This window comes from Crossiella cryophila (assembly GCF_014204915.1).
Taxonomy (GTDB): Bacteria; Actinomycetota; Actinomycetes; order Mycobacteriales; family Pseudonocardiaceae; genus Crossiella; species Crossiella cryophila.
Genome location: NZ_JACHMH010000001.1, coordinates 5,417,624 through 5,430,362, shown reverse-complemented (window position 1 = coordinate 5,430,362; position 12,739 = coordinate 5,417,624). Strand labels below are relative to the sequence as shown.

Sequence of the window (12,739 nt, the reverse complement as noted above, 5' to 3'; positions counted from 1 at the left end):
CGGCTCAGCCCACGAGCCGGGCGAACTCCTGCTCGATCGCCAGGATGTTCCCCGATCGCAGTGCCTGCACACCCAGTTCGACCGGCGGCAGCACGATCTCGACGTAGGCCTCCGGGCTCACCGCGCCGGGCAGGGCGGTGAAGTCGAAACCGAACCAGTAGTAGGGGACGGTCTGCGGGCTTGGCAGCCCCAGGTCGGCCAGGCGGGCGAACTCGGCGAAGAACTCGGCCTGGAAGATCGCCTCGGTCTGCTTGGCCAGCGCCACGCCCGCTGCCTGGTCCGGGCCGTACCCGGTGATCAACACGGTCAGTTGCGGCGCGTTCCGGCGTAGCCGCCAGGCCGCGGCCCGCGCCGCCAGCCGGGCGGTCCCCTGCACAGCGGGCACGCCGTTGGCCACCAGCCGGGCCCGTGGGATGTTGCTGGTGGCCAGGTGCAGCAGCGGCACCGGCTCGTCCCTCGGCACGCCCGGCGCCCGCACCACCCGGAAGTGGCCGCCGCCCCGGACGCCCAGCAGGTCGCCGGGGCCGGCGGAGACCACGCCGTCAGCGGCGATGAGCGTGCGCACCGCGTCGTTCGGGGCGGTGTTCGCCTGGAGCTGCTGGGCGAGGCTGGTCCCGGTCGCGGCGACGCGGACGTCGGCACTGCAGGCGAGCAGGGCGAGTTCCACGTCCCTGGCCGAACCGGCGAAGGCCCGCCGGAACGCCTGGGAGCCCAGGACGATGGCGGAACTCTCGGCCCCGGTCAGCACGACGGTGTCACCCATCCGGGTGCGGTGGCCGGTGACCATCGAGAACTGGAAACCCTCGGCGGGGTCACCGTGCATGGTGGCGGACCAGGCATGGGCGGGGTCAGCTCCCCTGGGGCTGAGGAACCAGGCAACGCGCTTGTAGCGCACGCCGGGGCCGGGCGGCGGCATCACGACACTGGCGTAGATGCGGCTGCGGACCGGGTTCTCCATGGCGCTCTGCAGTGCCATGAACTCGCGGTCGTTCGGATTGCTCGGGAAGAACTCGCCGCGCAGGCCCAGCAGGGCGTTCACCCGCTCGAACCTGCGCACCTGGTCCGGTCCCGGCATGATCGGGTCGATGCGGTCGAACCCGTCGCCCGCCATGACGAGGCGGCCGGTCCGCTCGAAGGTCAACCCGCCCCTCGGGCCGTAGAAGGCCCGCGAGTACCCGCCGGGCACGAACTCCGCGGCGATCCCGGCGAGGTCGGCGACGGGGCCGTCGATGGCCGCCACCAGCACCGGGGTCTCGGTGCCGGCCACCCCGCTGGCCGCGCCCTCCGGGCCCAGCATGAGCCGCAGGTCGTCACCATCGCGCAGGTACCTGGCCAGCTCGGCCGGGATCAGCTGGAGTTCCTGGTCGTCGGCGCGCAGCGCCTGGTAGCCGTTGTCCTTGCGCGCCACGAACAGGAAAATCGGCTCCCGCTGCCACGGGAAGTGCTGCCAGCGGCCGTCGGCCTTGACGAACCGCTTGCGGCCCTGCCCGCCCTTGGCTGCCCAGCGCCGCACCTGGTCGTACACCGCGGCGTCGCCGGGGAAGTGCACGAAGATGCCGACCAGCCGTCCCTGCCGCCCCATCATCATCGTCGTCTTCAGGTCGCCGGGCCTTGGCGTGGATACCAGGGTCAGCCTGCCGTCGCCGGTGCGCAGGTGGACCTCGTTGAAGAACTTCTCCGCCCGCAGCGCGCCGGCGAAGTCGAAGCCGACTCCGCCGTAGCCGACCCTGGCCTCCAGCGCGTCGGTCTCGAGCACGACCGGGCGCAGCGGGTTCTCCTTCAGCAGCCTGCGGAACTCGGGCTCGGCCAGCACCAGATCGCCGAGCCGGGCGCCGCTCAGTTCGGCGCGCACCCCGTTGGACAGCGTGATCGTGGCGGTGTCCGCGGTCCCGCTCAGCCCGACCAGCAGCGGCATCCGGCTGTGCACGAAGGTCGGCAGCCGGTTGGTGAAGGTGATGGTGTCACCGGAGCTGAAGTGCTGGACGTCGGCCAGGGCGAGCGGCGTCCACCTGGTCGGCTGCTTGTTGAGCTGCAGCACGCCGTACCTGTTGTGCGCTACCGGGCCGGTGTAGTGGTCGGCCACCCATGGCCCGGTGAGTTCGGTCAGCCGCTGCAGGAAGGCCGTGTTGAGCCGCTGGTCGCCGGGTGCCGCGGTGGTGTCGTGGGTGGTCAGCAACAGCGCGGGCCGGACCGCTCCACCGGCCAGCCGCTGGAACTCCGGACTGGCCGCGACCTGCTCGGCCAGCTGCTCGGCGGTGACCCGCTGATGGGTGCCGCGCTTGCCCATGGCGTGGAACGAACCGTTGTCAGCGGTGAACATCATCCGGACCGGGTTGACGCCGTCGGCCCAGTCGGCGTCGACGATCTGGGTGACCTTGTTGCCGGGCGAGATCTCGCTCTCCAGCACCAGCGTCCGCGAGCCGAGGTCGGTGTACTTGGCCACGGTGAGGGTCATCAGCTGGGTGTGCCGCGCGTTGGGGGTGGTGGCCAGCATGATCTCCTTGCCGTGCGCGTCCTTGAGCAGCAACAGTTCGAGGTCGCGCGGGCCTGCCGCGGCCACCGGCTGCGCGAGTGCCGCCACGGCCGCCGGGGCCGGTGCGGCGGGCGGTGGGGTGCCGAACAGGTCATAGGCGGGGTCAGCGAAGAGATCGGCCGGATACGGGGCATCCAGGTCCAGGTCCATCTCGCCGGGATCGGCCGCGGCGCCCCGCGCCACCTCCAGCGCCTCGGCCAGGCCGGTGACCCCGGTCCGCACCGGCGGCACACCCCAGTTGAGATCGACCCACTCACGGTCGGAGACGACCTGGTTGTCCGGGGCCAGCGACACCTGGCCCTCGGTGACCAGGACTGGCACCTTGAGCGCGTTGACAACCGCCGGGCCCAGGAGGGCGGCGCCGCCGGAGACGGCCAGCACCAGCCGGACGTCGACGAAAACGCCTTCCGGGATGGCCTCCAGGGCGCGAGCGGTCACCTCGCGTGCGGAGAGCGCGTTGGCGAAGACCTCGAAGCTGACCGGCTCGCCGTCCCACATCTCGACGGTGTCCGCGCCAGGGGTGAGCGTGGCGAGCACGACCTCCACACCGGGCAGTCGCGGAATCCGCTGGACGGTGCGCACCGCCTCCGGCACCGGAATCCCCGGCGCCGGGTAGTACCAGCCACGCCCGCCGGTACCGGTGATCATCAACGTGCGCAGGTCGTGGTCGTTCTCGGCGCGCCTGGCCGACCAGAGCGGGGTGAACTCCCGCTCGATCGCCGCCAGGTCCCCCGACCGCAGCGCCTGCTCGCCCAGTTCGACCGCGGGCAGGGTGACCTCGACGATGGCCTGCGGGCCGCCGGGCAGGGCCTGGTAGGTGAAACCGAGCAGGTGGCTCGGTACGGGTCGCGTGCCCGGCAGCCCCAGCTCGGTCAGCCGGGCCGACTCCGCGTCGAACTCGCCCTGGTAGATCTCCTCGGCCTGCTGGGCCAGCGCCTCTCCCGCGGCCTGGTCCTGGCCGTACCCGGTGATCAGCACGCTCGGTGGCGGCGCGTTCCGGCGCAGCCGCCACACCGCGGCCCGCGCGGCCTGCCGGGCGACCCGGTGCACCTCGTCCGCGGCGCCCCCGGCCGGCAGCCTGGCCGACGGGATGTCGTTCGCGGTGAGGTCCAGCAGCGGCACCGGCTCGTCCCGCGGCACGCCCGGCGGCCGCACCACCCGGAGGTGGCCGTCCTGGAGGGCCAGCGGCATACCCGGGTTGAGCGTCGTCACGGCGTTGCCCGCGATGACCGTGCGCACCACATCGCCCGGCGCGGCGACCCGGATCTGCTCGGCGCTGCTGCCGCCGATCGCGGCGGAGTAGGCGTCGGCGCCGCACGCGGTCACGGTGAGTTCGACGCCCTGGCCCGAACCGGCGAAGGCACGCCGGAACGCCTGGGAGCCCAGGACGATGGCGGCACTCTCGGCCCCGCGCAACACGACCTGATCACCAAGGCGGTGGCGGTGGCCGGTGGCCATCGAGAAGCCGAAACCCACGCCCGCACTGCCGTGCAGGTAGGCACTCCACGAACGGCGGGGGTCTGCTGCCCTGGGGCTGAGGAACCAGGAGAGGCCCTTGCGCAGCTCGCCGGAGCCATCCAGCACCGGATCCCCGGAGGCGTAGATGCGGTTGAGGACCGGTCGGTCCATGGTGCTGTACAACGACATGAACCCGCGGTCGCCGGGGGTGAACGGGAAGAACTCGCCGCGCAGGCCCAGCAGGGTGTTCGCGCGCTCGAAGCCGAGCACCTGGTCGGGGCCTGCCGTGACCGGGCCGCTGCGGTCGAACCCGTTGCCGTTGGCGAACGCGGAGCGGTCCATCACGAAGCGGCCGTAGCCGCCGGTGTCCAGGGTCAGCTCGGCGCTGGGCCCGTAGAAGGTCCGCGAGTACCCGCCGGGCACGAACCCGGCGGCGACCGCGTCCAGGTTTACGACGGGGCCGCCGATGGTCGCCACCACCACCGGTGTCTCGGTCCCCTCCACCCCGTGGTTCGAGCCCTCGATGCCCAGCATGCGCCGCAGGTCGTCACTGTCCCGCAGGTAGCGCGGCAGTTCCGCCGCGGACAGGTCGAGTCCCTGGCCATCGGCGCGCAGTGCCTGGTAGCCGTTGGCCTTGCGCGCGACGAACAAGAACACCGGCAATGTTCTCCACGGGACGTCCTTGGCTCTGGCGTTGGCGACGGTGATCTTCCTGCGGGTCTGCCCGTCCTTGGCGGCCCAGCTCCGCACCTGCTCGAAAGCCGCTTCGTCGTCGCGGAAATGCACGAAGATGCCGACATCCTGCTGCGCATACCCCTTGATCACCGTCGTCCTGAGGTCGCCGGCCCTGGGCACCGACACCAGGGTCAGCATGCCGTCGCCGGTGCGCAGGTGAACCTGGTTGAAGAACTTCGCCGCCCGCAGCGCGCCCGCGAAGTCGAAGCCGACTCCGCCGTAGCCCACCCGGACCTCGGACACGTCGGCCAGGTCGGTGTCGAGCACGACCGGGCGATCGGGGTGCCCGGCCAGCAGCCTGCGGAACCCGGGTTCGGCCAGCACCAGCTCACCCAGCCGGGTGCCGCTGACCTCGGTGCGCACCCCGTTGGGCAGCCGCACCCTGGCCGCGTCCGCGGTCCCGGTCACGCCGACCCGCAGCGCAGGCTCGGGCAGGTCGGTCAGGCGCCGATCGGTGAAGGTGATGGTGTCGCCGTCGGCGTGGTGCTGGACCTCGGCCAGTGCGAGCGAGGTCCACCTGGACGGCCGGTGGCTGATTTTCAGGCCACCGTGATTGCTGTGCGTCACCGGACCGGTGTAGTGGTGGGCCTGCACGGGACCGATGAGTTCGGTCAGCCGCTGGAGGAAGACCGGGTTGAGTTGGTGGTCGCCAGGCTGTGCGGTGTCGTTCTCATTGATGAGGAACAGCGTGGGCCGCACCGGTCCTCCGGTCAGCCGCTGGAACTCCGGGCTCGCCGCGACATGTTCGGCGAGTTCGGTGGCGGTGAACGGGACCACGACGCCGCGCTTGTCCGCGCCGAGGTAGGAACCGTTGTGGGATCTGAACAGCAGCCGTGCCGGGTTGGCGCCGTCGGCCCAGTCCGCGTCGATGGACCGGGTGACCGTCCGGCCGGATTCCTGCTCCTGCCGCAGGATCAACGTCCGCGAGCCGAGATCGGTGTACGAGGCGGCGATCCTCGTCGTTGCCGCCTTCGTCGCCTGGTTGCCGTTGGTGGACAGCATGAACTCCCGGCCGTGCGCGTCCCGCAACAGCAGTAGTTCGGGGCCGGACGCGTTGCCCCGCACCACTTCCAGTGCCTCGGCCAGGCCGGTGACCCCGGTGCGCACCGGCGGCACACCCCAGTTGAGATCGATCCACTCGCGGTCGGAGGCCACCTGGTTGTCCGGGGTGAGCGACACCCGGCCCTCGGTGACCAGCACCGGCACCTTGAGCGCGTCGACGACCGCCGGGCCCAGCACGCCAGCGCCGCCGGAAACGGCCAGCACCAGCCGGGCGTCGACCCGGACGCCTTCCGGGATGCCGTCCAGGGCGCGGGCCGTCACGTCACGCCGGGACAGCGCGTTGGCGAAGACCTCGACGGGGACCGGCTCGCCATCCCACAGCCGCACGGCATTCGCGTCCGGGGTCAGCGTGGCGAGCACGATCTCCGCGCCGAGCGGCTGCGGAATCCGCTGGACGGTGCGCACCGCCTCCGGCACCGGAATCCCCGGCGCCGGGTAGTACCAGCCGCGCCCACCGGGACCGGTGATCATCGACGCGCGCAGGTCGTGGTCGTTCTCGTTGTCGTTGGCCCACCAGTCGGTCCAGGCGAACAGTCGCACGGCCTGTTCCTGGGCCGCCGGGCTCAGCGGCAGCAGCTCCAGGAAGCCCAGCAGCAGCTCGAGTGCCGCCTCGGGATCGGCCGGTGTGGTGCTCCGGTCCACCAGCATCGGGTTGGCCATCAGCGCGTCAAGCCGGCGGTGCAGGGCCGGGTCCTTGGCGGCCAGCGCCATCGCGGCGGCCAGTTCGGCGTGCGCCTGCCAGACGGCGGGATCGAGGCTGCCGGCGAAGAACCGGAACTCCAGCCGGTCGCCGGGCTGACCGAGGACGTGCTGGAAGTTGATCGCGTCCTGCTCGCCGTTGCCGAGCCCCGGCACATCGTCGATCCAGGCGACCTCGGACGGCTTGGGCGGCAACGGGTTCGGGCCTGCCTGCCCGAGAATCCGCTGGGGCGCGCCAGGTCCGGGGTGGTTGCCAAGGCGATAGAGGACCGCCTCGAACGCCTTGGCCAGCTGCGCGAGCCGGGCGTACTCCCGCGGCTGGAGCGCTTCAGTGAAGCTGAAGTTCAGGTGGCCGCCGGTGCGGCCCGCATCCAGGACATCGCCGCCGGGGTCCCGGTAGGACCGGATGGCGGCCAGCTCGCGGTGCAGTCCGGTCCAGCTCTCCGGACCGCCCCGGAGCATCGGCGAGACCACCTCGACGCCGTCGGCGCCCGAGGTCTCCGGGACCATCGTCCACTGTAGACGCTGCCCCAGGGTGTGCTGCAGCCCGGCGAGATCCTGCCCGGCCGACTGGAACTCGACCGCGAAGCCGAACCTGGTGTCCGCCCGGCTGCTCACCCCGCCGGGAATCCCGTTGGGGTGGAAGGTCAACGGGTGCCCGCCGCCCGCGATCACCTCCAGGCCGTCGGCGTGGATCGCGCCCAGGTGCCGCAACCGGAACGACCGCAGCCGGGCGGCCAGCTCGCGGGCGCTGGTCAGCCTGCTGGTGAGATCGGGGATGTCCGGACCGGTCCCTGCCCGCAACCGCTCCCCCAGCTCGGTCCAGTCACGGGTCCTGGCCCGCAGTCCAGGCTGGAAGTCGGCGGGGAAGGCCGCGAGGTGCCGGTTGATCTGCGCGATCTCGTCGGTGAGCAGGGCGAGCTGGGCGTGCCAGGCGGTGTCGGTGGCGGGGTCGGCAGGCGATTTGGCCAGTGGCGGGCCGTCGGGACCGGCGCCGGACAGCTCGGCGGGGGTGTCGACCTGGTCCAGGTGCACCGCGACGAGCACCTCGCGGGCGGCACGCTCATCCGACTCGACCGGGTGGATCGGGATGTCGGCCGGGTCGAAGGACAGCCCGAGCCTGGCCAGCTCCTCGGCCTCTTCCGCCAGCGCCGCCCGGAATTCCTGCTCGACCAGCTCCACCGGCCGCCCGTCCAGCGCGTCGGTGGCCAGGGTGACCGACGGGAGCGGACTGCCGGGCTGCAGGGTGGCCCGGCCCGCGGCCGCGCGGGCGGTCCGGTAGGCCAGTTCCCGCAACGCCCGCAGTTGCCCGGCGGGCGTGGCGTCCCGGTCCCGCGCGAACCGCAGCCGCACCTCGTCGAGCCGGTCGGTCAGCAGGTCACTGGCCCGGATCAGCGGCTGCTCGTCCTCGGGCACGCCGACCTCGGCGAAGCTGCCGCCGCCGAGCACCCGGAACGCGCCACCCCGGTACCTCATCTCCAGCACGTTGCTCGCGGCGGTGGCGCCCGGCAGCCGCCGGTCCGCGGGCAGGTCGAGGTTCCACTGGCGCACGATCGACCAGGCGGCCGGGGTCGCGCCGGGGTAGGCGGGCGCGTTCAGCCAGCACACCGTGAACCGCAGCCAGGGCGAGTCCTGTGGGTGGGCCTGCTGGAAGATCGCGTTGTCGCGCAGCACCGAGGCGGCGACCTGGCCGGTCAGCGTGACGAAATCGCCCCTGTGGTGCGGGATGCCGGTCTTGCGGGCGGCGATCAGGCCGGAGCGCAGGCCGTGCGCGACCACGTTCCAGGTGTTGTCGTGGTACGGGGCGGCCAGGGCCAGGTTGCCGTGCTCGGCCCCCTGCTCGTCGAGCTGCTGCTGGAAGTACAGGTGCCCGGCGGTGGCGTCGGTGGTCCGGTGGGCCAGCGAGTCGGCCTGCAGGTCGAAGTCCTCCGAGGGCAGCAGCTGCCCGTCGACCGTGCCGTCCGCGCGCACGGCCGGGTAGCTGAGCACGGTGTCGGCGCTCGCATCCGGCGGCGGCGCCGACCGGAACTCGGCGATGTCGGTGCCCAGGGTGCCGTCGGGGCGGAAGTCGAACTCCCCGGCCGGGGTGTGGGTGGTGCGCGAGTACCCGCCGTAGGCGAAGCCGGCGATGATGTCCTCGCGGCCCAGCACGATTCCGCCAAGGGCGGCGAGCACGATCGAGGGTTCCTGCCCGTGCGCCAGGTCGGCCCGCGCGGAGCCGCGCCCGAGCAGGCCGCGCAGGGTGGCGTCCTCGCCCAGCACACCGGCGAGGTCGCGTGGACTCAGTTCCAGCGGCCCGCCCTGGCGGCGGGTGCCGAGGTAGCCGGTGGGCGTGCGCCTGGCCACCACGAACACCGGTGGCCTGGCCGAGCCGCGCCACGGCGCTGGCGTCTTCCCCTCGGGCAGGGTGACCGTGGCCAGGGTGGCCGGGGTGCTCGCCGATGCCCACTGCCGCAACCGTTCCATCAGGGTCTCATCCCCCGGGGAGCGGACCAGCAGCATTCGCGGGGTGCCGTCGGCGGCACGGATCGGCAGCAGGTCCAGTTCCCCGGCCCTTGGCCGGGACACCAGGGCCAGCTCGGGCGGGTCCTCGGCGTCGAAGTCCAGGTCGCCGTCGCCGGTGACGGAGTACACGTCGGGGTAGAGGCCGTGCGCGTGCAGCGCGGAAGCGAAGTCGAAACCGAAGCCGCCGTAACCGTTGTGCGCGGCGCCGTTCGGGGTGATCAGCACGACCGGGCTCGCCGGGTCGAGTCGCAGCGCGCCGGTGAACTCGGGCCGCTGGGCCAGGCCCTCCCCGGCCCAGTAGCCGTTCTCCTCGGTGACGAATCCGCCGGGGTGCGCCACGGTGGTGCTGCGGCCGGATCCCGAGGCGAGCACGAACAGCGGCTTCCGCCCGTCCCGCCCCACCCCGGCGACCGCGGTGGCGAAGCGCCGCATCGCAGCCCGCGACCACCCGTTCTCCGGCGACGGCAGGCCGAAGACCCGGTCGGCGTGGAAGAGGTCGGCGCCGGGGAACGGGGTGGGCCGGTGCCGGAAGGTGTTGGGCTGGGCGATGATCAGCACGCCGAACGGGTCGAACTCCACCGGGCCGGAGTAGGTGTTGCTCTCCCAGTGCCCGCCGGTGCGGCGGGCCAGCTCGGCCAGGAACCGCTCGACGTGACTGCGCGCCGGGGCGTCGGGCGCGGTGTCGCGGACCACCAGGTTGAGCGCGGGCCGGACCCCGCCGCCGATGGCCTTGACGAAGCCGGGGTCCGCGGCCAGGTCGGCGGCCCGTTGCTCCGGGGTCCGCTCGACGGAGACCCCGGTGGGCAGGCCGACCCGGAAATCGCCGGCGGGAGCCACGTCCAGGTAGATCGCGATCGGCCGGGTCCGGCCCGGTTCCAGCCGCCACTGCGCGGACACCGGCAGCTCCTCGACGACCCGCCTGCCCTGCGGGTCGTAGTGGGTGACGGCCAGTACCCGCTCGGCGTGCGTGGTGGCGTTGCGGATACCGCGCTCGGGCCACGGGTCGCCGGTGAGGTTGAACCCGTGGGCGAGGCCCTCGGCGTTGGTCAGCGCGGTCGGGCGCACCTCCTCGGCACTGGGCGTGGACACCAGGTGGAAATCGGCGTCCCCGGCCGCGGGCGGCTCGGCGGGTGCGGCCGGGTTGACGGTCAGCACCGCCGCTTCCACCTGCCGGTACGGGCCGCCCTGCCGCAGTGCGGTGGCCAGGCCGGCCGCCTGCCGCCAGGCGTCACCGGGGCTGTCCCGGGCGAGCAGGACCATTCGCACCCTGGTGCCGGGGTCCCTGGCGATCTCCCCGCCGTCCCGCAGGATCGTGCCTGCCACCGTGCGCGCGTCCAGGTCCTGGTTGTCACCGACCAGGAACCCGTCCGCGGTGGCCACCAGGTAGACGTAGATCGGGCCCTCGCGGTCCACCGGCAGCCCGGTGTGCACCTGGTACATCCGCCGGGGCCAGCCGTGGGTGTGCGAGCGGTCGGGCACCAGAGCCAGGCCGCCGGGGGTGTTGGCGCTGGGCGGGTAGCTGACGGCGGTGATCCGCCCGCTGTTGCCCTTGGTGACAACGGGGCCCGTCCCCGGCGCCGCGGCGGGCAGTTCCGGCGGCGGGGGCGCCACCGGCGCGCCGATCTCGTGGAACATCCCGTCGTTGAGCACGGTCAGCCTGCCCGTGCGCTCCTTCGTGACCTCCTCGTCGGCGCCCCACAGGGTGACCGGTCCGAACTCCGGCTCCGCCGCCTGCTTGATCAGGTAGGCCACGGAGACCTGGCCGGGGTTGGCGGCCGCGGTGGCGCAGTGGCCCAGCAGCACGGCGTCCCTGGCGCCTGCCCGCCGGTAGGTCTCGCTGCCGAAGATCGCCCGCGCGCCCGCGGATCCGTTGAGCCACACCACATCGCCGCGCACATGCGGCCGCCCGGTGGCCATCGCGAAGCCGAGACCGAGGCCCTGCTCGCCGTGGCCGTCCACCAGCCACGGGTCCCGCCCCGCCCACGGCGCCGCGGCGCCCACGGTCCGCTGCCCGCCGCCGACCTCCCGCTGGTAGGTGTCCTGGATCTCGCCGGCGAAGCTCAGGGCGTTGAGCGAGTCGGCGAGCGGGTCAAAGGCCGAGGTGGGGAAGAACTGGCCGAACACCGTGCCGTCGGGGCGCACGTGCGGGTAGCCGACCAGGTCGGCGGGTCCGGGCGTGATCGGGGCGGCGAGCTGGAACCGCCCGTGCTCGACCCGCAGCACGCCCGGCCGGTCGAAGGAGACCCGGCCGTCCGGGGCGAACATCAGGCGCGAGTAGCCACCGGGCGCCAGCGCGGCGGCGAACTCCCCGATCCCGGTCACCGGCGTGCCGAAGCCGATCAGCGCGAGCGGGCGGAGCCCGTCGGTGCCCAGCAGCCCGCGCAGGGCGGGCTCATCCCGCAGGGCCTGGGCCAGTTCGGTCGCCGTGACGGTGGCCTCGGCCGCGTCCGCGCGCTGGACGGCGAAGCCCGGCCCGGTGGTCCGCGCGAGCAGGAACACCGGTGGCGCGTCCGCTGTCCACGGCAGGTCCAGCGGCTGCCCGTGCGCGTCCAGGAAGGTGGTCAGCGCGGCCTCTCCGGCCTGTTCGAGCCAGGCCCGCAGGTCGGCGACGAACTCCTCGTCCCCTGGTGCGCGCACCAGCAGCAGGTCGGCCTCGCCGTCCTCGCCGGAGAGCACGGTCGTCTTCAGGTCACCGGCGCGCCAGGTCGAGACCAGCTCGAACGCGGAGTCGCCGACCGGCCCGGTGGGCGCGTAGACGTCGGTGAAGTGCCCGGCGGCCCGCAACGCGCCCGCGAAGTCGAAGCCCAGCCCGCCGTGGTTGCGCCGCGCCGCGCCCTCGGCGGAGACCAGCACCACCGGCCGGTGCGGCTCGTTCGCCAGCAGGGCGCGGAATCCGGGATCCGACAACAGCAGTGCGCCGAGCTTGTCGCCCTCGATCTCGGCGATCCGGCCGTTGCCCAGGGCCACGTTCGCGTGGCCGGGGGCGCCGTCGAGTGCCACGTGGATCGGTTCCCGGTCACCCCACGGACCGCCGGTGGCGAACTGCCGCGACCGCTCGATCGCGGTGTCCCGGTCCGCCGCGGCGGGGAAGCCGAAGCGCGGCCCGTCGGCGAAGTGCACCACCTCGCCGAGGGTCAGCCCGATCTCGGTGAACCGCTCGCCCGGCCGCACGGTCAGCTGGCCGTAGTAGCCGTGGCCGACCGAGCCGGTCCTGGCGTGGCCGGGCCAGGGTCCGGCGAGCCGCCGCAGCGCGGCCAGCAGGTCGGTGTTCGGATCGGCCTGGCCGGGGGTCAGTTCGTTGGTGGCCAGCACGATCGGCGGCCGCACCCCGGCCTGGGCCGCCGCGGCGAACACGGTGGTGGCCAGCGCCAGTTCGGCCAGCTCGGGCGCGCTGACGTCGAGTCGCCGGTCGGTTCCCTTGCGCAGCAGCACGTGCCCGCCGTCCGCGGCCTCCAGCAGGAGGTGGCGCGGTTCGGCCCGGCCCGCTTCGGTGGCGGGGGCCCACGGCGCGACGGTCTCGGTCCCCTCCCCCATCTCGCTCCCGGAGTCCTCGGTCCCCGCCGACGAGCTGTCCTCGGCCTGCTCCGCGATCAGCCGCCGCGAGTGACTGGTTGCCGTCTCCGGCAACGCCTCCCAGTCCAGCTTCGCGGTCGCCGTGCCAGGGAAGCCGACGCCGTAGACCTGCCTGCTCGCATCGGTCAGCGGCACCCACTCGACATCGGCCAGGCCCAGCCGGGAGACCCGCTG

At 73.3% G+C, this 12,739-nt stretch carries 1 protein-coding gene (only partly in view); it reads right to left on the bottom strand.

Features of this window, described 5'->3' with window-relative positions; translation table 11 throughout:
* Positions 1–4: 4 nt before the first annotated feature.
* Positions 5–12,739, bottom strand: the final stretch of a protein-coding gene (locus HNR67_RS23780; RefSeq protein WP_185004450.1) for a scabin-related ADP-ribosyltransferase. The gene runs 15,990 nt beyond the window's last position; the window shows 12,735 of its 28,725 coding nt (coding positions 15,991–28,725); its start codon lies off the right edge, out of view; its stop codon occupies positions 5–7.